Genomic DNA, 25,183 nt, shown 5'->3' with positions numbered 1-25,183 from the left:
TCTATGAATAGTTATAATCTCCAGTAGACTTATTTTAGAAAGAAATACGGGTTTTGCTAACTGCCTGGAGTCTTGGTTCTTGTCTCTTGTTTCTTGTTTCTCACTTAAACTCTCCCCCCTGCTTGGAGCAGGCAAGTCTCCTAAACAACCCTCACCTCAATCCCCATGGCTTCCATTTTTTCGCGGTAAAGTTCGGGAATACCTGCGTCAGTGATGATGATGTCGATATCTTCCAAATTGCAGATTTTACCAAAACCTCTTTTGCCAAACTTGCTGGAGTCAACGAGCAGGATGATTTTTTGCACACCCTTCATCATCTGAGAATTTAGATGGGCTTCCATCATATGGGAAGTCGTCAACCCATCTTCCAAACTCACACCGTCTGCGCTAAAAAATAACTTTGAACAGGCAAATTGCTTGAGCATTTCTTCTGCATAGTGGCCTACTACCGAACTACTGGTTTTCCTTACTACTCCACCTAATTGAACTACCTCCACTTCAGAAGCATCTATCAATGCTAAAGTCACATTCATGGCGGCAGTGAGTACGGTCAGCTTTTTATTTTTGGGAATGGATTGCGCAAATGCTACTACTGTGGTGCCCGAACCGATGATGATGGCATCATCTTCATCTACCAAACTAGCAGCTATTTGAGCAATTTTCAATTTCTCCTCTACTCGAACCAATTTTTTCTCATTGACAGAACGATCATTGACATAGGGAGATACTGGAGTAGCAGAACCATGGGATCGATATAATAGACCTTTATCCTCCAAGAGCTTTAAATCTTTTCGGATAGTAACCACAGTAACATCCAGCTCTTTACTCAAATCTGTTACGTTGACGAAACCATTTTTTGCTAATTCGTCTAAAATATGCTTATGTCGTTCTGCTATGGTCATCTATCTTGATTTTGCCCTTAAAAGTACCCAAAAACGGACATAAAAGAAAGCCTAAAAAATTTAAATATTTCCTTTTGTTTCTTTTTGTTTCTTTTTTTGATATTTTTGAACAAATGATTACTAAAAATGGATAGAAATAAAAACCTTCTTCGATTACAAGACGAAAATTACCTATGGGATATTGCGGTAATCGGGGGAGGAGCTTCGGGTTTGGGTGTTGCTTTGGATGCATTGTCCAGAGGATTGTCCGTGGTGTTGGTGGACAAATCGGATTTTGCCAAAGGCACGTCCAGTAGAAGTACCAAATTGGTACATGGAGGGGTGCGCTATTTGGCCCAAGGGGATGTTTTTTTGGTATTGGAAGCCTTGAAAGAGAGAGGAAGGTTATTGCAAAATGCGCCTCATTTAACCTATAATCAGCCATTCATCATTCCCATCTATGGATGGTTTGACCGCTTACAATACAGCGTGGGATTGAAAATTTATGATTGGATGGCAGGGAAACTCCGCTTGGGAAAATCTAAATTTATCTCTAAAAAAGAAACCAAAATGCGACTTCCCCAAATCAAGGAAAAAGGCTTGATGGGTGGAGTGGTCTATCACGATGGACAGTTTGATGATGCCCGCTTAGCGTTGAGTATTGCTCAAACCTGTGACGAAATGGGTGGCTGTATGCTTAACTATATGCAAGTAATCTCACTTAGCAAAGATTCCTCTGGTAAAATTAATGGCCTTCAAGTAAAGGATAATCTTAGTAAAACGAAGTACAAAATTCGCACAAAAATGGTAGTCAATGCTACGGGAGTTTTTGCTGATAAAATCCTGCAAATGGATCAGCCTGGAGCTCCTAAAAGTATTCAACCTTCCCAAGGAATTCATTTGGTATTGGATCAATCGTTTTTGGGGGGCAAAGATGCCCTAATGATACCCAAAACCTCTGATGGTAGGGTGCTGTTTGCTGTGCCTTGGTTGGATAAGTTGGTCGTAGGTACTACAGATACTTTGAGAGATAAAGCCAAATTGGAACCAGAGGCTTTGAGTAAGGAGATTGATTTTATTCTGGAAACGGCTGAAGGATACTTGGATAAAGTGCCTACTCGCAAAGACGTGAAAGCGGTATTTGCAGGACTGCGGCCCTTGGCAGCCCCCAAAGAAGGGAGTACCAAAACGAAAGAAATCTCCCGTTCGCACAAGGTAATTGTTTCCGATAGTAAACTAATTTCCATCACAGGTGGGAAATGGACAACTTTCCGCAAAATGGGGGAAGACACCGTGGAGGAATTTGCAAGGGTAACAGATCAATCAATGGCAGCCTCCGCTTCTGCCCATATCAAGTATCATGGGTATACCGAAAATCCAGCAAATGGACATTGGAGAAGTTATGGTTCGGATGCTAAGAAGATCCAAGAAATGATTCAAGAGAACCCTGAACTTGGACAACAACTCCATCCCGATTATCCTTACACGCAGGCTGAAGTAGTTTGGAGTACCCGTCATGAGATGGCAATGAAAGTAGAAGATATTCTAAGCCGACGCATGCGGGTATTACTCCTAGATGCCAGAGCAGCCCTACGAATGGCCCCCCAGGTAGCCAATCTTATGGCCCAAGAACTGGGCAAAGACGAAGCTTGGATCACGGGAGAATTGGCAGATTTTGAAAAACTAGGGAAGAAGTATATCTTGGAAGGAGGATGATAGAAGCGAGATGCGAGAGCTCGCAGAATGCACAGAATTCGCAGAAAAATTCGCATTGAAAAATTATGATTGAACTAGTTAACTCCATTAATTGCCCCGGGTTTTAACCCGGGAAAACATGAGTATCCCCTGATTCATATACGTGGGTTTTAACCCACTACCATGGAATGCTAGGAAACAGACGAAATACCGGGATAATCTTTGAATACTATAAGAATTAGGATTTATCCATTTAAAAAGAAACAAAAACATTGGAGACAAAAGAAAAACGATGAAAAAAGTGTCAAGTAATTTCAGGACGTGACATTGACTCAAGAAGTAAGAGTCAAGAACCAAGTATGAATTCAGGTAATAAAACATGATAGTCAGATCTAAGATAATCAAGCCGTTGACTGTCAGCAGTTAGTCATGGACCCCTAATCACTAATCAAATTATCACTTAACCCACTAATCACTAATATGTCGACTTCCCAATTCTGGCTTCGACTTCGCTCAGTCACCAATCAACTAATCACTTAATCAACTAATCACTTAATCAACTACTCACTAATCAACTACTAACTGTTCACTCCCCTATGACCCACTATATCCTAGCCCTTGACCAAGGGACGACAAGCTCAAGAGCGATTGTATTTGACAAACAGGGACAGATTGTTTCTGTGGAACAAAAAGATTTTAAGCAGTATTTTCCTAAATCCGGTTGGGTGGAACATGACCCGCAGGAGATTTGGTCCAGTCAATCTTCAGTGATGATCGAAGCCTTGGCCAATCAGGGTATCAAAGCGTCCCAAATCGCTGCCATTGGGATTACCAATCAACGGGAGACCACCCTCGTTTGGGACAGAGCAACTGGAAAAGCCATTTACCATGCGATCGTTTGGCAAGATCGAAGGACTGCTTCTTATTGTGAGGAGCTGAAGCTTGCGGGGAAAGCGGAGTTGATCGCTGACAAAACAGGTTTGATCGTGGATGCCTATTTTTCTGCGACCAAATTGAAATGGATTCTCGACCATGTGGAAGGGGCTCGTGAAAAAGCTGCTAAAGGAGAATTGGCATTTGGGACAGTAGATACCTGGTTGGTTTGGAAATTGAGTGGAGGCCAAACCCATGTCACCGATGTAAGTAATGCGAGCAGAACCATGCTGTTCAATATCCATGAGAAGCAATGGGATCAGGAATTATTGGAGTTGTTTGATATACCGACCAGTGTTTTGCCAGAGGTAAAGTCTTCTTCAGAAGTCTATGGAACTACCTCAGGAGATATTCTTTCCCATAAAATCCCCATAGCAGGAATTGCGGGCGATCAGCAGGCGGCATTGTTTGGACAATTGTGCACCCAAGCTGGAATGGCCAAAACCACCTATGGTACAGGTTGCTTTTTGATGATGAATACGGGCGATACTCCCGTCAAATCCAGCAATCGCTTGCTAACAACTGTAGCTTGGGAAATCAATGGAAAGATGCAATATGCTTTGGAGGGCTCAGTTTTTATAGGAGGAGCTGCTATTCAATGGTTGAGAGATGGGATAAACCTTTTAAGTGAGGCCAAAGAAAGTGAATCATTGGCCAAAAGTTTGGGTGATAATGATGGTGTTTACTTTGTTCCTGCCTTGGCTGGATTGGGGGCGCCGCATTGGGATGCCAATGCCCGAGGTGCTTTTTTTGGCATCACCCGTGGGACTACAGCGGCCCATATGGCCCGAGCTGCCTTAGAAGCGATCGCCTATCAAGTGAATGATGTGATCAAAGCCATGGAAAAAGACAGTGGAGAGCCAACCAAAGAAATGCGTGTGGATGGAGGGGCTACGGCCAATAATTTTTTGATGCAATTCCAGGCAGATATTCTTAATTGCAGTATTCAGCGACCCACTATTATCGAGACTACGGCGCTAGGGGCAGCTTTTTTGGCAGGCTTGGCTGTTGGCTTTTGGAAAGATGAGGATGCGTTGAAAGAACTTTGGAAAGCGGACCGATCATTTGAGCCCCAAATGGATGTAGCTCAAGTGGAGAAATTTTTACATTTTTGGCATAAAGCCGTGGAGCGTGCTAAAAACTGGATAGAATAATGGATGCATTTGTAGCAGAATTTGTAGGAACATCCTTGCTATTGGCAATGGGTTCCGGGGTAGTTGCCAATGTGGTTTTGCAAGGAACCAAAGGAAATGGCAGTGGATGGATAGTCATTACCACGGCTTGGGCTTTGGGTGTTTTCATTGGAGTAGTGGTCGCGGGCCCTTATAGTGGGGCACATTTGAATCCTGCCGTCAGTATTGCCTTAGCCATTGCAGGCGATTTTCCTTGGGCCGAGGTGCCGAAATATGCATTCGCACAGATCTTGGGAGCTATGTTTGGATCGGGTATCTGTTGGTTGATGTATAAAGATCACTTTGATGCCACGGATGACCCTGGATTGAAATTCGCTCCTTTTGGAACAGCACCTGCTATCCGTAATTTACCTTCCAATTTATTCTCCGAGATCATTGGGACGTCTGTTTTGATTATCGTGATTTTGTATTCCACCGAGCCTGTATTGCAGGATGGAAGTGGAACTCCGATAGGTTTAGGCTCTTTAGGAGCGCTGCCGGTGGCTTTTTTGGTATGGGTGATCGGTTTGAGTTTAGGGGGGACGACTGGCTACGCCATCAATCCAGCAAGAGACTTTGGTCCTCGCCTGATGCATCAGCTGCTTCCGATCAAAGGAAAAGGCAGTAGTGATTGGGCATACAGCTGGGTGCCCATAGTAGGTCCTGTTTTAGGCGCAGCCATAGCAGCGGGAATTTATTTATTGCTGGGAGTAGGGGGGATGGTATAATTTACCTGCCAAATCCAAAACTAAAGCCAACATACGCATCTGCCTGATTAGTGTCATTTAAGAATCCTGTCAGTACGGAATTGCTTCCAATGAAGAAGCCTCCTGCCCGAAGTCCCAGTCCTCCCGATATACCGGCAATCTCTGTACTCATCCAAGGAGAGAAGATTTCAAATATACCGAACTTTACACGTGGAGTTATGGCAAAGAGGTTTTGGGCAGCGATCTGTTCGTTTTTACTGGTGTTTCCAAGATTGAACTGACTGAATAAGCTCAGATAAAATATTCTTGAGAGCCGAAGATCCGTGTAAGCCGTCAATAATCTGGGTAAGTTTGGATTATAATCTCCGTCAGATGTTTTGGTAAAAAATCCTGAAGCTAGTAATTGGTTTTCAATATCCTCGAAGCTTCCCTCCAATTGATTCAAATCAAAACTTTGACCAGATGGTATATTCATGCTGTAGTTATGATTGACCTGATTGGCACCAAAGTCCAAAGACCCCATTCCTTTGAAAGAAAAACCGGAGCTTGCCTTGACTACCCCATCTTTTATCCATTCATGAGATAAGCCCAAATCCAGTCCAAGGCCCGAAATACTCCCAAAGGACAAGGCGTTGAGATTGAATTCATCCAATGATTCATCAAAAATCACCCCAGAATAATTGAAATTTAGCCGACCAGTTGCATTGGTGATTACCGAAGAATTTTGGTCGATTCGAAGTGTTCCCTGAATATTTTCAATCCCTGCATTGAAGTACGCACTTGGCATGAGTAGTCGAATGCCCCCTCCCACAGAGACTCGGTGATTTTCATTTTGGAAAACTTCTCTACCTGCCATCAATCCAAATTCTGTCCAAGCGGCAAGATTGATCCGTTGATTGGAAGTAAGGTTTAAGGTGCTTTCCACAAATGATTGCCCATCTGTGGCAGTAGTAATACTTCGGCCCAAATTCGCATCAAAATCAATCACATCTGTTCGAACAAAACCCTGTGTGGTTACCCCAAAACCCCATTTACCTACCCTAAACCCCACTGATGGCCCCATAATTCCGATGTCTGTTCGTACATTCACAGGTCCATCTACCCTATTAAACAGGATCTCTGTAATCTCTTCATCTCCGAGAAAATCACTAAAGGAAAGTACATCATTACTCACATTTCCCGCTATGGAAAAAAGATTGACTTCCACCTTCCGGTGAAGATTGCTGATCTCCGCCGGATTCATGGTGGCATGCAGGAGCCCACGCCTAGTCGTGTTCTGAATACCTACAAATCCTTGTTGGGCAAAAGTCGGCGCTATGCCCAAGAGTGTACAAACAATCAATAGAGCGGCTTGTAATGCACGTTTTTGATTTTGGAAAAGGAATTTCATAAGGGTTTTTTTTTGTGATGAGGATGATTTTTTCTCTTTGATTCAATGTAACCAAAACCCATTAAATTTAAAAGAATCTTAAAAGCTTATTCAATTACAATTTTTTTTAGGCGGTTTTCTATAAATTTGAGATGATCACTAATAAACGAATTATGAGGGTATTTTATAATTTTTATCGAGCCACCTTGTTGCTGGTTTTTTCCGCTTTCCTGGCTTCTTGTCAAGGAAATGAATCGTCAAAAGCAAACGATTCATCCAAGCTAGCCTTTGAAATCGTCGTTATCGATAGTGTTCAAGTAGAAGATGTGTTGGCTTCGTTGTTTTTGTTTCAATATGCTACGGAGGAATATCTTTTCTTCAGAGATGCTGGGGCATCTAAGATTTTTGTGTTTGATAGGACTGGTAAGCCTGTAACTGAATGGGCTAAAACGGGCGATGTTCCTGGGGTTTTTAGCATGGTTGCTGACAATCTCTCTTTGACCCCAGAGGGTAATTTGCTCATCACTGACAAGGTTCATGGGCTCATCGTTTTTTCTCGGGAAGGCGAAGTACTTCTCCAAAATCGCGTGTATCAATACCAGACAGGGTTTCATGGGTTTATCAATATCTTCCGCAAAAACCAAGTAATTGGAAAGAATGGGAAGACATATGTCCTGCATCATTTAGACCTGATGGATGACATTCAGGAAGTGGGGCAAGCGTTTTTCGAAAAGCGTATGAATCTTTTGATGACTGACTTGGAAACTCGAGAGACAAAACAACTGATCCCTTTTCCGAACGAGAGTAAATTTTTGGCAGGCCTTGCCTATCCATTTGAAGATTTTCGTCCGCGATTTTTCTTTGACCAATCAAAGGAAAAGCTTTACCTGATGTTTCAGAATGAGCCTGTGCTCTATACCTACTCATGGAAAGGTGAAATTCCTGTTCTTGAATCCAGCCAACGCTTGGAGTTGGATGAATTTTATGAAAATGAAGGCTTGGAATATGGCCAAGTTCCTTACGGTGTACTCAATGGAACTCAATTGGGTTTTCCTTTTCCTTCATCCATCGAAAGTTTGGAAATGGTCGGAGAAGTCTTCTTAATTCATTACAAGCCAGGGCCATCTCCATCAGCTTTACCTGATTGGGAAAAAGTCAAGAATGGTAGTGCCGATGAATCATTGAAAATATCTGTACGACAGCAGCAGCAATGGAAAACAGTTGCCCTTGTCGATGGGAAGGTTTTTCCAGTATCACGCCCTGCCATGTGGAACGATAGCTACAGGGTGATCGATGAAGAACTCTGGTGGATGAAGCCTCTAAGCAAAGATAAGGAAGATGAAAGCTTTACGGTGTATAGGGGGAAGCTTCAATTGATGGATTAAATTGTTTTGCCTTTGATTTGGCTTGCATGTGTTTGAAAAAAACTAGGGGACGTATCGTTTTATGTATTATCCAAAATTATAATCCCTGAAAATATGGATATTTGGTGATTATAATCCCTAAATATACGTATATTTGGGGATTATAATCGCTGATTATGCATATTAAGCGGATTCTCCATAGCGAACTTTCCAAACGAGTAGATTGGAAAAAGGTCATCATACTTCTTGGACCTAGACAAGTTGGTAAGACAACATTGGTAGAAGAATTGGCTTCCCAGTTAGGTCATGACTATTTGCTATTAACTGGTGATGAATTTCAAACGGTCGAATTTTTATCGAATCCTAATCTTGAATTTTTAAAGAGTTTTATTGGCAAACATAAGGTAATTATCATTGATGAAGCTCAGCGCATCCCTGAAATCGGATTGACATTAAAGTTAATGGCAGACCATTTCACTGGTATCCAACTAATTGTAACAGGTTCATCCTCCTTGGAATTGGCTAGCTCTGTAAATGAGCCCTTAACAGGTCGGAAGTGGGAGTATAAAATATTTCCTATATCATGGCAGGAATTAACTGATTGGCAAGGACTTGCCAAAGCATTGCCAAAGCTGGAAAAGCTACTTGTGTTTGGATCGTATCCCGAAATAATATCCAATACGGGAGAGGAAATTGCTTTACTTCAAAATCTTTCTTCAAGCTACCTTTACAAAGACCTGTTGAATTTTAAAGGAATAAGGAGGCCTGAACTACTTCATAAGCTTCTTCAAGCGTTGGCTTGGCAGGTAGGTTCTGAAGTGAGCTACAATGAATTAAGTCGAACTGTTCAAGCTGATAAATCCACTGTATCTGCTTACATTGAATTATTGGAAAAAGCATTCATTGTATTCAAACTGAATCCATTTAGCCGAAATCTACGCTCCGAAATAAGTAGCAGCAGAAAAATTTTCTTTATTGATAATGGGATGAGAAACTCCATCATAGGGAATTATGCTGCATTAAGCAATCGGAACGACATCGGCCAATTATGGGAAAACTTCTTGATTTCCGAACGCCAAAAATTACTTTCTTACAATGGCTTTTATGGGAAAACCTATTTTTGGAGAACCACCCGTGGGCAGGAAATAGACTATGTGGAAGAGATTGATGGGAAAATTTTTGCGTTCGAATTCAAATGGAATCCAAAAGCCAAATCAAAGTTTCCAACAAGTTTTGTGGAATCGTATAATCCAGTGACGACGCAAGTGATACATAAGGATAATTTTTGGCAGTGGTTAGGGGATTATCCCTATACAAACCAATAAAGGTGGGGGTTGATTTTGTCTTTTCTATCCACTAATTGTGGGTGGGTAAACCAGTAAATTGGTAGCCTATCAATCAATACATATCTGAACTCTGTTGCATCCTCTGTAATCCAAGCGTGGGCTGTTTTGCATAAATTAGATCGATAGATCGGTGGGTTGGATGAAAACCTCTTCTCCTCTGTCTTCCCTTTGAAGGTTGTTACGTTTGTCTTGCAGAGCCTAATAAAAAATGCCCCTTCCAATTTTTTATTATCAGAAGGGGCAAATGAATCATTTTTACTTTTTAAGCAATTATCTCAAGATCTCACGAGAAATTACCAGTTTTTGGATTTCAGAAGTACCCTCACCGATGGTACATAGTTTGGAGTCTCTGTAGTATTTTTCTACTGGATAATCTTTGGTAAAGCCATAGCCTCCAAATATCTGTACGGCTTCATTGGCCACACTTACGGACACCTCAGAGGCATAGTATTTGGCCTGCGCTCCCATCAAGGTAACCTTTTGACCTCGGTTCTTTAAATCGGCAGCCTTGAATGTTAGCAATCGTGCTGCCTCTACTTGAGTAGCCATATCTGCCAACTTGAAGGAAATAGCCTGGAATTTCGAAATAGGCTGATTGAATTGCTCACGCTCTTTGGAGTATTTGATGGACTCTTCCAAGGCACCTTCCGCAATACCTAATGATAAGGCTGCTATGGAAATTCTGCCTCCATCTAAGATCTTCATAGACTGAATAAAACCTTCCCCAACTTCACCCAAAATTTGGCTTTCATGTACCCTGCAATCTTCAAAAATCAATTCCGCTGTCTCAGAAGCGCGCATTCCTAGTTTATCTTCTTTTCTTCCACCTTTGAAGCCTGGAGTTCCTTTTTCAATGATAAAGGCGGTCATGCCATGAGAATCCCCCACTTCACCTGTTCGAGCAATTACCACTGCAACATCACCCGAAACTCCGTGTGTAATGAAATTTTTGGCTCCATTGATCACGTAGTATTCACCGTCTTTTACAGCAACTGTTCGCATGTTGCCTGCATCTGAACCTGTATTAGGCTCTGTAAGACCCCAAGCTCCTAAAAACTCACAAGTAGCTAGTTTTGGTAGGTATTTTTGTTTTTGCTCCTCATTTCCAAACATCATAATATGTCCGGTGCAAAGTGAATTGTGTGCAGCCATGGATAAACCAACGGAGGGATCAAGTTTTGCCAATTCTGCAATTGCTGTTACGTATTCAAAGTAACCAAATCCTGAGCCTCCATATTCCGTAGGGACTAATACACCCATCAATCCGAGCTCTCCCAATTTCTTAAAAAGCTCCAAAGGAAAGTGCTGATTATCGTCCCACTCTTTTCTAAATGGAGTAATTTCTTTCGCTCCAAAATCACGGATCATCTGAGCAATCATCTGCTGATTCTCATTCATCTCAAAATTCATCATATGTATTCTCTAGTTATACTTGGGTTTATACCTATCAAATATACAAACTTCCTGTGGATGTTGAAGGTTTTGCCCGCAAGCTAGTAATTCAAATAGGATTCCAGGCTTTGATTTTTTTGACAAATAAGGGAAAATCAGTTTTCAATTATGAGGAAGAAAAGTAAATAAATATCATATTTTACCGAATAAAATTCTGATTAAATTTTCTTCACTTTTTTACAATTGGTTGATTTTTAGGATGGATTTTTTCAATCCGATCCCTTTGACGCAGTTTTGGTGTTTCTTTATAAAAACAAATATGATTACCCGCTTTTATTCCAGTAGCTAAACAAATGAATAGATTCATTATGCTTTCAAGCATCTGTTGACAGTGGACAGTTGACTGTGGTCCATTATCCGCAATAGTTCGGATATTATGTTGACTTATGCTTAATTGCGGATAATCACAAAAACAAATCTGTGAAAGTAAACTCCTTTCCATTGAACAAACCTTTATCACTGAGTTTGAGGTCTGGGATCACCAGTAAGGCCATGAAGCTGAGCGTCATAAATGGGCTTTGAAGGGTCGAACCCATTTCTTTGGCCATCAGATCAATAGCGGTATAGGCTTTGGCTACTTCGTATCCATCTTCAGCAGACATGATTCCACCTACTGGGAGCGGGAGTACCATCGTTTTGTCGCCATCAACAGCCACTACCCCTCCTTTGACCGCGATCAATTCATTTACTGCTTGGCAAATGGAGCGATCGTCAACTCCTACCGCAATGATGTTGTGGGAGTCATGCCCTACAGATGAAGCAATAGCACCAGATTTTAAACCTATATTTTTTATAAAAGCCATAGCTGGTTTGCTATCTTGGTAGCGATTTACTACTGTCAACTTCAAAATATCAGTAAGGACATTGGATACAGCAAACCCATTTTCTAGTAAGATTTCACCTTGGATTTCTGGTGTAATTAATTGACCATCCAATGCTTCAATAACCCGTACGGTACTTCCCTTTGCTGAAATTTGAAAGTCTTGTTCTTTCTTTGGCAGTGCCTGAAAATTGTTGATAATCGGATTGTCAGCTTTTTGAATCAATGTAGTCCCATGTGCTGCTACGAGGCGGCCACCGATGTAGGTTTTTTGAACTCTAAAATTTATCAAGTCATCCACTAGAATGAAATCTGCAGGGTCACTGACCCGAAGTTCACCCACTTCTAGTTTATAGTGATCGATTGGAGTCAGGCAGGCAGCTTGAAGAACATCGAAGACATTTTTTCCTTTTGCTACAGCCCTTCTCACCAATTCATCGATATGGCTAACGGCAAGGTTGTCTGGGTGCTTATCATCCGAGCAAAACATAACCATATCAGGATAATCATCCATCAGATCGATTAAAGCCTCAAAATTTTTGGCAGCGCTGCCTTCCCGAATGGCTATTTTCATCCCGAGTTTTACCTTATCCAAGGCTTCCTCCAAGGTGAAGCATTCGTGGTCAGTACTGATACCTGCGGAAGCATACTGTACAGCAAGTTCTCCTCTCAGTCCCGGTGCGTGTCCATCTACAGGTTTGCCATACCTTTTCGCCATGTCAATTTTGGCCATTACTTCTGGGTCACGATTGACAGCCCCTGGCCAATTCATCATTTCGGCAAGGTAGACGATTTCTTTTCGCTCCATGAGATCATGGATTTCCTGTACAGTTATTTCAGCACCAGCGGTTTCAAAAGGAGTGGCTGGAACGCAAGATGGAGCTCCAAAATAGAATTTGAAAGGTACTTGTTTTCCATTATCAATCATATAGTTGACTCCTTCCATTCCACATACGTTGGCGATTTCGTGTGGGTCGGAGATGCTCGCTACTGTCCCATGCACCACTGCCAATCGAGCAAATTCTGATGGGACGAGCATGGATGATTCTACATGTACATGTGCATCAATGAAACCTGGAAGTATATACGGGAAATTTTTATCTTCATGGATTTTTTTTATCGATACAATTTGACCTTTAAACACTTCGATTTCACTTGTGTAGATGGTCTTATTTCGAATATCCACTAGGTTGCCTTGAATGAACAGCGGGTTCATAAGTAAGAGATTTTAAGTTGTTGAAATTCACTTTTTAACATAATTGATACACATCCTTACATTTCGAAGGATTACATCCATTTGCCGATAAAATTAGATTTAAATCTACTATATTTGCGCCTGAAATCAAGAAAACAGATCTACTTTTCATTCATGAATAAGATTGTAATAGCGATAGATGGGTATTCAGGCTGTGGTAAAAGTTCAACTGCCAAGGCAGTGGCTAAAAAGCTTGGGTATACCTACATCGATAGTGGTGCAATGTATCGCTCTGCCACTTTGCATTTTTTAGATCATTCCGTAGATATTCACAATCCGCAGGAAGTCAATGCTCATTTAGATCAATTGAACATCCGTTTTAAGATCAATCCAGACACTGGCTATCAGGAAACATACCTTAATGACAGAAACGTAGAGCAGGATATTAGAAACATGCGGGTGTCTAATTACGTGTCAGAAGTAAGTACTATTAAAGCTGTTAGGGAAGCCTTGGTTGCTCAACAGCAGGAACTTGGTAAGGAAAAAGGTGTTGTTATGGATGGGAGAGACATTGGCACAGTGGTCTTTCCTAAGGCTGAATTAAAAGTTTTTATGACTGCTAATTTGGAGGTGAGGGCTTTGCGTAGACAAAAGGAGTTGGAGGAAAAGGGTCAGATAGTCGTTCTGGAGGATATCATTAAAAATCTGGCTGATCGAGATCAAACGGATTCCAATAGAAAAGAAAGTCCTTTGATGAAAGCTGAGGATGCGGTGGAGATTGACACTAGCAATCTTAAGTTTGAAGAACAAGTGGATAAAATAGTACAAGTAGCCCAAGAAGTTTTGGGAAAGATAAAGTAGGATATGATAGTAACCATAGATAAAAATTCAGGCTATTGTTTTGGGGTAGAATTTGCCATCAAAATGGCTGAAGACGAGATGGAGGCTTCTGACAAACTATATTGTCTGGGCGACATAGTCCACAATGATATGGAGGTCAAAAGACTTGCCGATAAAGGTTTGGTAATCATAGACCGCGATCAATTGCAAGAGTTGAGTGACTGCAAAGTCTTGATACGAGCGCACGGCGAGCCACCGGAAACTTACAAAATGGCCATTGAAAATAATATTGAGCTAATCGATGCGTCTTGTCCCGTTGTGTTGAAATTGCAACATAGAGTAAAGACTGCATTTGATAAAATGGAGAAGGAAAGGGGTCAGATTGTAATTTATGGAAAAAAAGGTCATGCAGAAGTGATTGGTCTGACCGGGCAAACCTTGGAGAAAGCCATTGTTGTGATGGAAGATAAGGATTTGGATAAAATCGATTATACTAAGCCTGTGACTCTTTTTTCACAAACCACAAAAAGCACCAAAGGCTTCTATGAGCTGAAAGAAAAAATTGAAGAGCGGATCAAGGCAGTGAAAGGGAGTTTAACAGAAGTTGATTTCAATGCGAACGATTCCATTTGCAGGCAAGTTTCCAATCGTGAACCGCAATTATCAAAGTTTGCAGCAGAAAACGATGTGATCGTTTTTGTTTCTGGAAAGAAAAGCTCTAATGGTAAAGCTTTATATCAGGTGTGTAAGTCTGTCAATCCGCAAAGTTATTTTGTGGAAAATGAAAATGAACTAGAGCCATGTTGGTTTGAGAATCAAGGAACTGTGGGTATCTGTGGAGCTACATCCACTCCCATGTGGTTGATGGAACAAGTGAAGACACATATAGAGAAGCTGGAGCACGATTTTGCTGTGTAGTAAAAATTAATGTATCCAAAATCTCAAAATTCCGTAAGTGTCCTAAGTCACAAATAATAACAAAATAATCTTCTATAAACTGATTGAATTTATTAGATTTGGGGCGTTTTTAAAAAGATCATATATTCATAAAATCATATGTCAAAAACAATAAAGCTTAAGAAGGGATTCGATATTAAGCTCGTAGGTAAGGCTGAAAAGCAGCTTGCAGAATTCAAGCCCGCTAAGACTTTTGCGTTGAAACCAACCGATTTCATTGGGTTGCAAAGACCAAAAGTAACTGTAAGTGAGGGAGATACTGTAAAAGCAGGAACACCTATCTTGTTTGATAAGGCCATGGAATCCGTGCAGTATGTTGCACCGGTATCGGGTGAAATTGTAGAGATCAAAAGAGGCGAACGAAGAAAATTATTGGAGATTAAGATTCTTGCTGATAGTACTATCAGTTATGAATCATTTGACAAGTTTTCTGAAGGTGATCTTGGGTCTGTATCCAAAGAAGTCGCAATTGCTCAAATGTGCAAGTCTGGTGTTTGGCCACAACTGATCCAAAGACCTTACGGGATTGTGGCTAATCCTGCAGATACTCCAAAAGCAATCTTCATTTCAGCTTTTGATACACATCCATTGGCTGCTGACCATGGTTTTATGCTTGAAGGTGAGGATAAATATTTCCAAGCTGGCCTTACTATTTTAGGTAAGCTCACTTCTGGAAAAATTCACCTCAATGTCAATGAAGCAGAACAAGTACCTCCTGTTTTCGCCAATGCGAAAGGGGTAGAATTGAATAAGTTTTCCGGTCCTCACCCTGCGGGTAATGTGGGTGTTCAGATTCACCACCTTGACCCAATCAACAAAGGTGAAATCGCCTGGACAATCTCTCCATTTGGCGTAGCTCAGATTGGTAAGCTTTTCTTAGAGGGAAAATATGATGCATCTAAGAAGTTTGCAATTACAGGTTCTAGAGCAAAGAAAGCTGTTTATGTAAAAACATACATGGGAGCTTGTGTAGATTCGTTGGTTGAAGGCAATCTGCAAGAAGATGAAAAATCATCAGTTGCTCCAGACACTCGTGTGGTTTCAGGAAATGTATTGACAGGAGAAAAAATCACTGCAGACGGATATATTGGTTACTACCATAACCAAATCACGCTGCTTCCAGAAGGTCATTACCATGAGTTTTTGGGTTGGGCGCTACCTACCAAACATTTAAGTTACCACAGAGCATTAGGTTTACTGTCTTTCTTGAATCCAAAGAAAGAACACGTATTGGATACTAACGTGCGTGGTGAGGAAAGAGCATTTGTGCAAACAGGTGTGTTTGAAAGTGTAACTCCAATGGACATTTTGCCGGTGTATTTGCTGAAAGCAATCATGGCCGAAGATTTTGACGACATGGAGGAATTAGGTATTTACGAAGTTGTTGAAGAAGATTTAGCACTTTGTGAGTTTGTGGACGTATCCAAACACCCAGTACAGGAGATTGTCAGAAAAGGTTTAGACTTATTACAATACAGTTAATTATATGAAGTTTCTTAGAGATCTGTTGGACAAGCAGAAGCCCCTTTTTAAAAAAGGAGGCAAGTTGGAGAACTTTTACTATGCATTTGAGGCAGGTGAAACATTCTTGTTTACGCCTAACCACACCAATGCAATTAAAGGTGCTCAAGTGAAGGACGCGATTGACCTCAAAAGAATGATGATCACTGTGGTGATTGCGATGATACCATGTTTGTTGTTTGGTATCTACAACACAGGACATCAACATTTCTTGGCAACTGGTCAAACTGCGGGATTGTGGGAAGATTTCGGTCCTAAGTTTTTATTGGGACTTCAGCTCGTATTGCCAATCGTAATCGTTGCTTATGCAGCGGGTGGTGCGGTTGAAGCAACATTTGCTGTGATCCGTAAACACCCGATCAATGAAGGTTTCCTTGTAACAGGAATGTTGATTCCATTAGTTGTTCCTGCGACACTTCCATTATGGCAAGTTGCTTTAGCAACAGTTTTTGCTGTTGTGATTGCAAAAGAGGTCTTTGGTGGTACAGGTATGAATATTTTGAATGTAGCAATGACTGCAAGAGCATTCTTATATTTTGCATATCCAGCACAAATTTCCGGTGACCAAGTATGGACATACTTAGGCGATAAAGCTCCTGTTGATGGATTTTCCGGTGCAACTGCCCTTGCAGTAGCATACAATGCTGGAGTCGATGGAGAAGTAGCTACTCAAGCATTGGCAGAACACAATTCAAGTGTTCAAGCTGGCATGTTCGAATTCTGGAACCTCTTTATGGGTTGGATACCAGGTTCAATCGGTGAAACATCCACGTTGATGGCTTTGGTAGGTGCAGCTATTTTGATCGCTACTGGAGTAGCATCTTGGAAAATTATCGTTTCTGGTTTTGCAGGTGCATATGCAATGGGTGTTGTATTCAACCTGTTTGCTGGGAATAATGAATACTTAGCAATGCCTGCTGAATACCATTGGGTAATTGGTGGCTTAGCTTTCGGTATTGTATTTATGGCTACCGATCCAGTGTCGGCTGCTCAAACGGAAGTAGGAAAATGGATTTATGGTTTCCTTATTGGTGTGTTGACGGTGATTATTCGTGTAACCAATCCAGCTTATCCAGAGGGGATCATGCTAGCCGTTCTTTTCATGAACGTGTTCGCTCCATTGATCGATTTTTATGTAGTTAAAGCTAATAAGAAAAGGAGGTTACAACGTGCAACAGTCTAACGCTTACATCATCACATTTTCAGTAATCCTAACGGTAGTTTTAGGGTTATTGCTATCCGGTACTTCTCAGGTATTGGGACCTATTCAGAAAAAAGCAGTAGAGCTGGATACCAAAAAGCAAATTCTTGGTGCGGTCTTAGAGGCTTCTGAATTGAGAAAAATGAGTGCAGAAGAAATTCTCGACTATTATGAAAAGAGAATTACTTCTAAGGTAGTCGATATTGACGGGAACTTGATTGAAAAGGATGCTGACGGTAATCCTATTGTCGCAGAAAACGTTAATGTTGCTAAGAATTATAAAATGGCTCCTGAAAAGAGACAATTCCCTATGTTTATTTTCCATAAAGAAGGGAATCCAGATGCTGCCGAAGCTTTCATTGTTCAAGTATATGGTGCAGGTCTTTGGGATGAGATATGGGGTTTCTTGGCATTGGATATTGATTTGAATACGATAGCAGGTGTAACTTTTGGACACAAAGGTGAAACACCGGGACTAGGAGCTCGTATCACTGAAGCAGGCGTTCAAAATAGATTTCAAGGAAAGCAAATCTATGATGATGCCGGATCCTTCCAATCTGTTGTGATGCAGAAAGGAGAGGGAAGAGACTTCTCTGATGATCTACATAAAGTAGATGGAATCTCTGGATCAACAATTACAGCTAATGGTGTCAACAATATGTTGAGAAATTATCTGCAGTTTTACAGTGCATATTTTGAGAAGTTGCGTTCTCAAGCAGGCTCCACAGATTTAGCCTTAGTAAATTAATTTGAACATTATAACCAAACTATAATGAGCACAGAAACAGCACAGGCCCCTGTTAAAGCAGCGGAGCCACTCTTATCCAAAAGGAGAAGAAAATTCATCAGTGATCCACTGGTTGATAATAACCCAATTACCATCCAAGTATTGGGTATCTGTTCCGCTTTGGCGGTAACAACACAGTTGCAGCCTACCTTAGTAATGGCGATATCCGTAATTTTCGTAATGGTAATGGCTAACTTGACAATTTCCTTGTTAAGAAATGCAATCCCATCACGTGTACGTATCATCGTTCAGTTAGCTGTCATTGCATCATTGGTAACCTTAGTAAATGAAGTATTGAAGGCGTTTGCTTTTGATATGTACAAGGAACTATCGGTATTCGTTGGTTTGATTATTACCAACTGTATTGTTATGGGTCGTTTGGAGGCATTTGCATTAGGGAATAAGCCTTATGATTCTATCCTTGATGGTTTTGGATCAGCACTTGGTTATGCTTGGATCATCTTAGCAGTAGCTTTCTTTAGAGAATTATTTGGATCTGGTTCTGTATTCGGTGTGCAGATTTATGATGCGATCTCAGGTCTATTTGGCGAAGGATTTAGCTTAGCAACCAATGGTTTGATGGTATCTCCAGTAGGTGCGTTTATCATCCTTGGTTTGATTATTTGGGTACAGCGTACCAAAACTGGTTATGTAGAACACTAAAATAGGAGCAAACATGGAATTAGTAAATTTAGCAGTAAAGTCGATTTTCATCGATAACATGGTTTTCGCCTACTTCTTAGGGATGTGTTCTTTTCTAGCCGTTTCCAAAAAAGTAAGTACAGCCATAGGTTTAGGTGCGGCAGTAATCTTCGTATTGTCGGTTACAGCTCCTACTAACTGGTTATTGAATGAATATATTTTGAAAGAGGGAGCTTTGGCTTGGGCAGGACCAACATTTGCAGCAGTTGACCTATCCTTCCTTCGTTTCATCATGTTTATCGCAGTAATTGCTGCGATGGTGCAATTGGTAGAGATGGTTGTAGAGAAATTTGCTCCAGCATTATACGGTGCCTTGGGTATTTTCCTTCCTTTGATCGCTGTAAACTGTGCCATCTTGGGTGGATCCTTATTCATGGCTCAAAGAGATTATACCATTGCTGAAGCAACAGTATATGGCTTTGGTTCCGGTGTAGGTTTCTTCTTAGCAATGGTTGCGCTGGCAGCTATCAGAGAAAAGTTGAAATACTCGAATGTACCTGACGGTTTGAAAGGCTTGGGAATTACCATGCTTATCACCGGTTTAATGGGCATAGCATTTATGTCCTTTATGGGTATTGATATTTAATATCAGATATAATTGATGAAGAGCCTCAGAGAAATCTGAGGCTTTTTTTGTGACGGAATTTTTAAATAACTTTGATAAACTTTCGTGTAGTACTCATGGCATTTACTTATAAACGATTTATCACTTACTTTTTTCGAGGCCTTCTTTTTGTTGTTCCTATTGCCTTGACAATTTATGTGATTACTTGGATCATTAAATTTGTGGATGGCATGATTCCTATACCAATTCCAGGTCTGGGAACTTTGATTATTCTTGCTTTTATTACATTTATTGGGTTTTTGGCGAGCATATTTGTAACCAAGCCTTTGTTTGAAATTTTTGAACGATGGGTATTTAGGATTCCACTGATCAATATCTTGTACACAAGTATCAAAGACTTGATGTCTGCTTTTGTAGGTGATAAGAAAAAGTTTAACACCCCTGTGTTAGTTAAGTTATCTGAGAATATTTACAGACTGGGCTTTATCACACAAGATGATTTGCTCGAAATTGAGGAAGAAACATTTGTATCAATCTATACTCCTCACAGCTATAATTTTTCAGGAAATTTGTTTTTGATACCCAAAAAAAACATCAGGATTTTACATAATTTAAGTAGTACAGAAGTGATGAAATTTATTGTATCTGGAGGAGTTTCAAATTTGAATATCAAGGATTCCTTAAGTGATCAAAGCGGGGATATCACAGGGTTGTAGTTTTGGTTATAAATTAATATGATTATCCGCCTTTATTCCAGTAGCTAAACAAATGAATAGATTCATTATGCTTTCAAGCTTCTGTTGACAGTGGACAGTTGACTGTGGGCCATTATCCGCAATAATTCGGATATTATTTTGACTTATGCTTAATTGCGGATAATCACATAAATTAAATTGAATATGTAACTTTTGTCTAGTATTTAGGGTATAATGTTTTGTATTTATTTCGTAACGCTATGGGAACTATAACTCAAGACCGTTTAAGTGGGAAAATTTTATTATTATTCACACCCAAGAGAAATTTCGCATTGTTTAACGCCATTGTAATTGTAACAATTTTGATATCAGAGGCTAGACTAAAGGCTATTTCCGAAAATATATATCATTTTGCACTGTGGGTTTTTATGTATGGATTTTTCTTTTTCTTTAAGCCAAGAGATAGATTTGATAAATACATTCTTTGGCCAGTGAGCTACCCACTCTTGATATGGACAGCCTATTATGTTTTCCTATCCAATGATTTGTTTGAGGAGTATCCACTTGCAAAATTTGCAGGAATGTTCGTGGGTTTCCTTTATACACTAGGATTTCATGCGTATTTTTTAAAAACTGATCAAAAATAATAGCATTATCTGCTTTGACATCAGCAGGTAAATAGTTCGCGTATAATTCTGGAAATAATTGTCAACAGTCTACCGCCCTCCGATAGCAACTGATTAAAATGAGCCCCATAAAATAGTATAAATGGGTACCGAAATGAAAGCGGAAATACTGGAAAAATAAAAAAGCTTAATTACTCTTCACGAATCTTTGTTGGTGAATGAATAATTAAGCTTCTATCAATTTTCATTTAGTTACTTCTTTAAGCGCGCAATAGGAGTTTTTCCTCCTTTGGTTTTTTGGTTCATGGTTACTAAGATTTCGGCGTCTAATGGTAAATAAATATCTACTCTTGAACCAAACTTAATAAATCCATATTCTCCGCCTTGTGGTAGTACAGAACCATCTTTGACATACCATTTGATTCTACGAGCCAAAGCACCTGCAATCTGACGGACCACTAACTTAACACCATTTGCATGGCGGATGACCATTGTTGTGCGTTCATTTTCAGTGCTGGATTTTGGATGCCAGGCAACCAAATATTTACCTGGATGATATTTAAAAAATTCCACTATTCCAGTAATAGGAGATCTGTTGACATGGACATTGAAGGGAGACATGAAGATTGAAACTTGTTTTCTTCGATCTTTTAGGTACTCATCTTCGATTGTTTCTTCAATCACCACCACTTTACCTTCAGCGGGGGCATAGACCAAATCATCTTCATTAGGTAATGTTACGAAAGGGTTTCTGAAGAATTGAAGCACAATTAAGTATAAGGCAATACTTACTAGTAATACCAGATTCAAAATTAGGTCTTGTTCAGGTATCCATTGATACAATCCATAATTGAGAGCTGTTAAGATTATTAACATCCAAAACAGCAATGATCTGCCTTCTTTATGTATGGTCATGGGATAATTCGTTAAAAAGGGGTGTGAAAGTCGCCTTTCACACCCCAAATATATAAATTTTTATTTTGTTTGCTTTTACTTAGAAGCCACCTCGGAAGGTATAGGTCTTCGCTACTTTGTCTATGGCCACAATGTAGGCCGCGATTCGCATGGGAACATTGTATTTAATAGAGGCTTCATACACATGATCAAATGCATCTTTCATGATTCGGTCAGAACGTCTGTTAACTCGTTCTGCTGTCCATTTGTAACCTAATCTATTTTGTACCCACTCGAAATAAGAAACTGTCACACCACCTGCATTAGCCAAGATATCTGGAACGGCCATGATTCCTTTTTCGTTGATGATGGCATCTGCTTTTGCAGAGGTTGGACCGTTAGCGCCTTCTACGATTAATTTTGCCTTGATTTTGTCAACATTTTTGATGGTGATCACATCTTCTACAGCTGCTGGTACTAGGACATCTACTGGTAGTTCAAGCAACTCCATAGGGTCAGCCATCTTTTCTGCTCCTTTGAAGCCTTCTAAGGTTCCGTTGTTACCATCTCTGTAAGCAATAGCTTCTACGATATTAATTCCATTTTCGTTGTGATATGCACCTGAAATATCTGAGATAGCAACGATTTTTAAGCCCCTTTCCTCTAGAAGTAAAGATGCCCAAGAACCTACATTACCAAAACCTTGAACTGCACAAGTAGCAGAGAAAGGATTGATTTTTAATTTTTGCATGGCTGCCAAAGTGCTGACCATTACGCCACGTCCAGTTGCTTCTGTACGTCCAAGTGATCCTCCCAGAACAAGTGGCTTGCCAGTTACAACAGCATTCACAGTCATACCATGTGACTTGGAGTATTCATCCATTAACCAAGCCATTTCTCTTGGTCCGGTACCCATATCCGGTGCCGGAATGTCCTTGTCTGGACCGAAGACATCGATCATTGCAGTGGTATAAGCTCTCATCAAACGTTCGATTTCACCTTTAGACATCTCTCTTGGATTACAACGAACACCACCTTTACCACCACCGTAAGGAATATCCACCACGGCACATTTCCAAGTCATCCAAGCAGCTAGGGCTTTGACCTCGTCTATGTGAACATCCGGTGAAAATCGGATCCCACCTTTTGCAGGTCCAAGAATGTTTGAATGGATTACCCGGATTCCCTCAAAAACTTCAATTTTACCATTATCCATGGTAATGGGAAGTGAAACAATCACTTGTTTGGCAGGATTTTTCAGCACATTGTAGACCTCATCAGAAAGGCCCAATTTTTCTGCTGCAATGTTAAATCTTTCCATCATTGACTCCAAAGGATTTTCTTTATCCTTAATCGGAGCTGGTTCAATGTAAGCCATAGTGGGTTTATTTAGTTGAATATTTCAATTATGATACAATATTAATGACTTTTTCAGTATGCTAGGGTGATTTTTAAAAGATTTTCAAAAAAGCAGCGATAAATGGTGCCGATAATAACAATCCGTCAAACCGATCCATAAATCCTCCATGTCCTGGTAATGTTTTTCCTGAATCTTTTATCTCTATACTTCTCTTAAATAGGGACTCTATCAAGTCTCCATAGGTGCCTGCGATGATGATGATGGTAGCAATGCTCAACCATTGCCAAGAAGGTAAGGTGTTGAAGTGCTTACCTAATACATAAGAGATCACGTAGGCAGTTCCGGCACCTCCTAAGAATCCTTCCCAAGACTTTTTTGGAGATACTCTTTCGAAGAGTTTTGTCTTTCCAAACTTAGTCCCTGCAAAGTACGCGCCCGAATCTGATGCCCATAAGATCAATAAGGATCCAATGATGATTTCATAATGAAAGGTTTCATCTACTGCAAAGGCAGCTACATTTAAGAGTGCAAACGGAACAGCCACATAAAAGATGCCTAAAAATGTATAAGCAACTCCTGTAAATGGTTTTTTATCTGATTTTCTGTATAATTTAATGAAAAAAACCAGTGATACTAGGGGGAAAATCAGGAAGTAGTATTTATCATTCATATGCCCAATTTCAATAAAAAAAGTTAATGAAAAGATGAGCAGCCCGAGAAAGGTCCCAAAACTCTTCAATGGAAGCATCCCGTCCAATCCCGAAAGCTTGTAAAATTCCATTTGAGAAAATGCAAGTATAAGTCCGAAGGTTACAAAATATATCCATGGACTATAAATTGCGCCAGCGATGATAACGGTCGCTCCTAGCAAAGCAGTAATGACCCGTTGGCCAAGATTACTGTAATTATTAATATTGAAGCGATCCCGCATTCTAAAAGGTGATCTCATGCTGCACAATAGTTAGAGCCTCTTCCTGATTTTGCTCAGCTACCATTACTTCATAGTGTCCATGAATCTGGTAGGCTGTTTCTTTTTTATTCAATATGACAGCAGTAATTCCCCGTTCCTCTAAAATACTTTTAACTATTTCAGCCCTAACAGGAGATCCATCTGCAAATATTTTTTTCCAATTACCCATGAGAAGTTTCTTGAGAATGTTGTTTTTTGAAAACTCGAAATAGAAAAATCATTCCAAGGAGACCCAATAAAGCCGTAAGCAAGGGCACTTGACCTGATTCCTCTAAATCAAACTCTAGTATACCCAATTTATTTAAATATAGCATTACGACAGTAAAGGTATTGTTTAAGATGTGGGCAAGGATAGGATAGACCAATGATCCTGAGTACAGGTATAAATAACCGAAAATCGCTCCTAAGAACACTCTTGGAACAAAGCCGTAAAACTGTAAATGAATAGCCGAAAAAATGATTGCAGTCACCCAAACAGCTACATGAGGATTATTGAAGTATCCTGTTAATTTAGGTTGCAAGACACCTCGGAAAAAAACCTCCTCTCCCAGTCCGGCTAAAATACCGATGACCAAAATACCTGCTAACACTTCTGAAATCGAGTCAAAATCAGTTAAAAACTTGGTCAGCTCCATCAGTTGATTTTCCTTTTGACGGAGATATTGCTCTATATCCGCCAAAAATTCAGGGAATACAACTGAGGCATTCCAGTCAATTAAAACTGCATTGAATACAATGCCTGTTGTTAAAATTAAAACCATTAAGATCAAGCTTTTGAACTCAGTAGCCTGTACTTGTTGTTTCCAAAAGAAATCCGCTTGGTCTATTAATTTGGCATAGAGGAGTCCACCGGCCAAAAACGCAAAACCTCCACCAAACCCTTGCACAAATAAGAAAGCCATACGGGCTTTTGGATGTGAAGATCCCGAGGTGAAGATTGCTATGGTTTCATCTAGGGGAATGTTAAAGATTACAGGAACTAAAAAAACAGCGGCACTTTGTAAGACAGCCATTACTCCGAAAGTGATCAAAATTAATACAACTAAGGATAAAATCCAGTTGGATCGAGTGGCTATTGATGATTGGGTTTTATAAATCTGCATAATTTGGCGTAAATTTACAGGAAAATTA

Annotated in this window: 23 protein-coding genes; 14 read left to right on the top strand and 9 right to left on the bottom strand. The window is 40.2% G+C overall.

The window, feature by feature from the left end:
- Window positions 1-140: 140 nt before the first annotated feature.
- Entirely contained in the window at window positions 141-902 is a 762-nt protein-coding gene (locus IPZ59_RS01810) for a DeoR/GlpR family DNA-binding transcription regulator (protein WP_189584694.1), read from the bottom strand.
- A gap of 126 nt (window positions 903-1,028) precedes the next feature.
- On the opposite strand from IPZ59_RS01810, the gene IPZ59_RS01805 reads away from it, so the two are divergent.
- From IPZ59_RS01805 to IPZ59_RS01795, 3 genes are all read left to right on the top strand, one after another.
- On the top strand, window positions 1,029-2,597 hold the full coding sequence (locus tag IPZ59_RS01805) for a glycerol-3-phosphate dehydrogenase/oxidase (RefSeq protein ID WP_236138175.1): 1,569 nt from the start codon (window positions 1,029-1,031) through the stop codon (window positions 2,595-2,597).
- A gap of 575 nt (window positions 2,598-3,172) precedes the next feature.
- A complete protein-coding gene (gene glpK, locus IPZ59_RS01800; RefSeq protein ID WP_236138174.1) occupies window positions 3,173-4,663 on the top strand; it encodes a glycerol kinase GlpK in 1,491 nt (496 codons plus the stop codon).
- Complete coding sequence (locus IPZ59_RS01795) at window positions 4,663-5,409, top strand: MIP/aquaporin family protein (RefSeq protein ID WP_236138173.1); 747 nt, start codon at window positions 4,663-4,665, stop codon at window positions 5,407-5,409. The genes glpK and IPZ59_RS01795 overlap by 1 nt, the downstream gene beginning before the upstream one ends.
- A 1-nt stretch (window position 5,410) precedes the next feature.
- Here the strand turns inward: IPZ59_RS01795 and IPZ59_RS01790 are convergent, their stop codons facing one another.
- Window positions 5,411-6,778 (bottom strand): DUF5723 family protein, encoded by a 1,368-nt coding sequence (locus IPZ59_RS01790; RefSeq protein ID WP_236138172.1) that lies wholly within the window; start codon window positions 6,776-6,778, stop codon window positions 5,411-5,413.
- A gap of 131 nt (window positions 6,779-6,909) precedes the next feature.
- Between IPZ59_RS01790 and IPZ59_RS01785 the strand changes: the two genes are divergently transcribed.
- A complete protein-coding gene (locus tag IPZ59_RS01785; protein ID WP_236138171.1) occupies window positions 6,910-8,142 on the top strand; it encodes an NHL repeat-containing protein in 1,233 nt (410 codons plus the stop codon).
- 155 nt (window positions 8,143-8,297) lie between these two features.
- A complete protein-coding gene (locus tag IPZ59_RS01780; protein ID WP_236138170.1) occupies window positions 8,298-9,446 on the top strand; it encodes an ATP-binding protein in 1,149 nt (382 codons plus the stop codon).
- A 291-nt stretch (window positions 9,447-9,737) separates the two neighbouring features.
- Here the strand turns inward: IPZ59_RS01780 and IPZ59_RS01775 are convergent, their stop codons facing one another.
- The gene (locus IPZ59_RS01775; RefSeq protein ID WP_236139759.1) at window positions 9,738-10,877 is read right to left on the bottom strand and encodes an acyl-CoA dehydrogenase family protein; all 1,140 of its coding nucleotides are present in this window, start codon (window positions 10,875-10,877) and stop codon (window positions 9,738-9,740) included.
- Between the two features lie 446 nt (window positions 10,878-11,323).
- Window positions 11,324-12,955 carry an adenine deaminase gene (gene ade, locus IPZ59_RS01770; RefSeq protein ID WP_236138169.1) on the bottom strand — a complete coding sequence of 544 codons (1,632 nt, stop codon included), beginning with the start codon at window positions 12,953-12,955 and terminating at the stop codon, window positions 11,324-11,326.
- Between the two features lie 153 nt (window positions 12,956-13,108).
- On the opposite strand from ade, the gene cmk reads away from it, so the two are divergent.
- The 9 genes from cmk to IPZ59_RS01725 all read left to right on the top strand — a co-directional run bounded on the left by cmk (window position 13,109) and on the right by IPZ59_RS01725 (window position 20,849).
- Window positions 13,109-13,795, top strand: coding sequence for a (d)CMP kinase (cmk, locus tag IPZ59_RS01765; RefSeq protein WP_236138168.1), 687 nt, complete (start codon window positions 13,109-13,111; stop codon window positions 13,793-13,795).
- A 3-nt stretch (window positions 13,796-13,798) separates the two neighbouring features.
- Entirely contained in the window at window positions 13,799-14,692 is an 894-nt protein-coding gene (locus tag IPZ59_RS01760; protein ID WP_236138167.1) for a 4-hydroxy-3-methylbut-2-enyl diphosphate reductase, read from the top strand.
- 138 nt (window positions 14,693-14,830) lie between these two features.
- Window positions 14,831-16,213 carry a Na(+)-translocating NADH-quinone reductase subunit A gene (locus IPZ59_RS01755; RefSeq protein ID WP_236138166.1) on the top strand — a complete coding sequence of 461 codons (1,383 nt, stop codon included), beginning with the start codon at window positions 14,831-14,833 and terminating at the stop codon, window positions 16,211-16,213.
- A 4-nt stretch (window positions 16,214-16,217) separates the two neighbouring features.
- Window positions 16,218-17,435, top strand: coding sequence for an NADH:ubiquinone reductase (Na(+)-transporting) subunit B (locus IPZ59_RS01750; RefSeq protein ID WP_236138165.1), 1,218 nt, complete (start codon window positions 16,218-16,220; stop codon window positions 17,433-17,435).
- Window positions 17,422-18,201, top strand: a complete 780-nt coding sequence (gene nqrC / locus IPZ59_RS01745; protein WP_236138164.1) for an NADH:ubiquinone reductase (Na(+)-transporting) subunit C — start codon at window positions 17,422-17,424, stop codon at window positions 18,199-18,201. The genes IPZ59_RS01750 and nqrC overlap by 14 nt, the downstream gene beginning before the upstream one ends.
- Window positions 18,202-18,225: 24 nt before the next feature.
- A complete protein-coding gene (locus IPZ59_RS01740; protein ID WP_236138163.1) occupies window positions 18,226-18,903 on the top strand; it encodes an NADH:ubiquinone reductase (Na(+)-transporting) subunit D in 678 nt (225 codons plus the stop codon).
- Window positions 18,904-18,916: 13 nt separating this feature from the next.
- Window positions 18,917-19,528, top strand: coding sequence for an NADH:ubiquinone reductase (Na(+)-transporting) subunit E (gene nqrE / locus IPZ59_RS01735; protein ID WP_236138162.1), 612 nt, complete (start codon window positions 18,917-18,919; stop codon window positions 19,526-19,528).
- Window positions 19,529-19,623: 95 nt separating this feature from the next.
- Window positions 19,624-20,223 (top strand): DUF502 domain-containing protein, encoded by a 600-nt coding sequence (locus tag IPZ59_RS01730; protein WP_236138161.1) that lies wholly within the window; start codon window positions 19,624-19,626, stop codon window positions 20,221-20,223.
- Window positions 20,224-20,462: 239 nt separating this feature from the next.
- Window positions 20,463-20,849 carry a hypothetical protein gene (locus IPZ59_RS01725; RefSeq protein ID WP_236138160.1) on the top strand — a complete coding sequence of 129 codons (387 nt, stop codon included), beginning with the start codon at window positions 20,463-20,465 and terminating at the stop codon, window positions 20,847-20,849.
- 231 nt (window positions 20,850-21,080) lie between these two features.
- Here IPZ59_RS01725 and IPZ59_RS01720 read toward each other — a convergent pair whose 3' ends face one another.
- The 5 genes from IPZ59_RS01720 to IPZ59_RS01700 form a co-directional block, all read right to left on the bottom strand.
- Window positions 21,081-21,743: a phosphatidylserine decarboxylase family protein gene (locus IPZ59_RS01720; RefSeq protein ID WP_236138159.1), complete on the bottom strand. Its 663-nt coding sequence runs from the start codon at window positions 21,741-21,743 to the stop codon at window positions 21,081-21,083.
- A 79-nt stretch (window positions 21,744-21,822) separates the two neighbouring features.
- The gene (locus IPZ59_RS01715; protein WP_236138158.1) at window positions 21,823-23,100 is read right to left on the bottom strand and encodes a Glu/Leu/Phe/Val family dehydrogenase; all 1,278 of its coding nucleotides are present in this window, start codon (window positions 23,098-23,100) and stop codon (window positions 21,823-21,825) included.
- Between the two features lie 73 nt (window positions 23,101-23,173).
- Window positions 23,174-24,031, bottom strand: coding sequence for a phosphatidate cytidylyltransferase (locus IPZ59_RS01710; protein ID WP_236138157.1), 858 nt, complete (start codon window positions 24,029-24,031; stop codon window positions 23,174-23,176).
- Window positions 24,015-24,221, bottom strand: a complete 207-nt coding sequence (locus IPZ59_RS01705) for a putative signal transducing protein (RefSeq protein ID WP_236138156.1) — start codon at window positions 24,219-24,221, stop codon at window positions 24,015-24,017. Before IPZ59_RS01705 ends, IPZ59_RS01710 begins: the two co-directional genes overlap by 17 nt.
- On the bottom strand, window positions 24,214-25,155 hold the full coding sequence (locus tag IPZ59_RS01700) for a CPBP family intramembrane glutamic endopeptidase (RefSeq protein WP_236138155.1): 942 nt from the start codon (window positions 25,153-25,155) through the stop codon (window positions 24,214-24,216). The genes IPZ59_RS01705 and IPZ59_RS01700 overlap by 8 nt, the downstream gene beginning before the upstream one ends.
- Between the last annotated feature and the right edge of the window lie 28 nt (window positions 25,156-25,183).

Origin of the sequence: Mongoliitalea daihaiensis (assembly GCF_021596945.1) — a bacterium.
GTDB classification, from domain to species: Bacteria; Bacteroidota; Bacteroidia; order Cytophagales; family Cyclobacteriaceae; genus Mongoliitalea; species Mongoliitalea daihaiensis.
This window is presented reverse-complemented; position numbering and strand designations above follow the sequence as displayed.

What these genes read in the sequence shown, in the direction of transcription:
- IPZ59_RS01810 (WP_189584694.1), bottom strand. Translation starts at nt 902, where the DNA reads ATGACCATAGCAGAACGACATAAGCATATTTTAGACGAATTAGCAAAA.
- IPZ59_RS01805 (WP_236138175.1), top strand. Translation starts at nt 1,029, where the DNA reads ATGGATAGAAATAAAAACCTTCTTCGATTACAAGACGAAAATTACCTA.
- glpK (WP_236138174.1), top strand. Translation starts at nt 3,173, where the DNA reads ATGACCCACTATATCCTAGCCCTTGACCAAGGGACGACAAGCTCAAGA.
- IPZ59_RS01795 (WP_236138173.1), top strand. Translation starts at nt 4,663, where the DNA reads ATGGATGCATTTGTAGCAGAATTTGTAGGAACATCCTTGCTATTGGCA.
- IPZ59_RS01790 (WP_236138172.1), bottom strand. Translation starts at nt 6,778, where the DNA reads ATGAAATTCCTTTTCCAAAATCAAAAACGTGCATTACAAGCCGCTCTA.
- IPZ59_RS01785 (WP_236138171.1), top strand. Translation starts at nt 6,910, where the DNA reads ATGATCACTAATAAACGAATTATGAGGGTATTTTATAATTTTTATCGA.
- IPZ59_RS01780 (WP_236138170.1), top strand. Translation starts at nt 8,298, where the DNA reads ATGCATATTAAGCGGATTCTCCATAGCGAACTTTCCAAACGAGTAGAT.
- IPZ59_RS01775 (WP_236139759.1), bottom strand. Translation starts at nt 10,877, where the DNA reads ATGAATTTTGAGATGAATGAGAATCAGCAGATGATTGCTCAGATGATC.
- ade (WP_236138169.1), bottom strand. Translation starts at nt 12,955, where the DNA reads ATGAACCCGCTGTTCATTCAAGGCAACCTAGTGGATATTCGAAATAAG.
- cmk (WP_236138168.1), top strand. Translation starts at nt 13,109, where the DNA reads ATGAATAAGATTGTAATAGCGATAGATGGGTATTCAGGCTGTGGTAAA.
- IPZ59_RS01760 (WP_236138167.1), top strand. Translation starts at nt 13,799, where the DNA reads ATGATAGTAACCATAGATAAAAATTCAGGCTATTGTTTTGGGGTAGAA.
- IPZ59_RS01755 (WP_236138166.1), top strand. Translation starts at nt 14,831, where the DNA reads ATGTCAAAAACAATAAAGCTTAAGAAGGGATTCGATATTAAGCTCGTA.
- IPZ59_RS01750 (WP_236138165.1), top strand. Translation starts at nt 16,218, where the DNA reads ATGAAGTTTCTTAGAGATCTGTTGGACAAGCAGAAGCCCCTTTTTAAA.
- IPZ59_RS01740 (WP_236138163.1), top strand. Translation starts at nt 18,226, where the DNA reads ATGAGCACAGAAACAGCACAGGCCCCTGTTAAAGCAGCGGAGCCACTC.
- nqrE (WP_236138162.1), top strand. Translation starts at nt 18,917, where the DNA reads ATGGAATTAGTAAATTTAGCAGTAAAGTCGATTTTCATCGATAACATG.
- IPZ59_RS01730 (WP_236138161.1), top strand. Translation starts at nt 19,624, where the DNA reads ATGGCATTTACTTATAAACGATTTATCACTTACTTTTTTCGAGGCCTT.
- IPZ59_RS01725 (WP_236138160.1), top strand. Translation starts at nt 20,463, where the DNA reads ATGGGAACTATAACTCAAGACCGTTTAAGTGGGAAAATTTTATTATTA.
- IPZ59_RS01720 (WP_236138159.1), bottom strand. Translation starts at nt 21,743, where the DNA reads ATGACCATACATAAAGAAGGCAGATCATTGCTGTTTTGGATGTTAATA.
- IPZ59_RS01715 (WP_236138158.1), bottom strand. Translation starts at nt 23,100, where the DNA reads ATGGCTTACATTGAACCAGCTCCGATTAAGGATAAAGAAAATCCTTTG.
- IPZ59_RS01710 (WP_236138157.1), bottom strand. Translation starts at nt 24,031, where the DNA reads ATGAGATCACCTTTTAGAATGCGGGATCGCTTCAATATTAATAATTAC.
- IPZ59_RS01705 (WP_236138156.1), bottom strand. Translation starts at nt 24,221, where the DNA reads ATGGGTAATTGGAAAAAAATATTTGCAGATGGATCTCCTGTTAGGGCT.
- IPZ59_RS01700 (WP_236138155.1), bottom strand. Translation starts at nt 25,155, where the DNA reads ATGCAGATTTATAAAACCCAATCATCAATAGCCACTCGATCCAACTGG.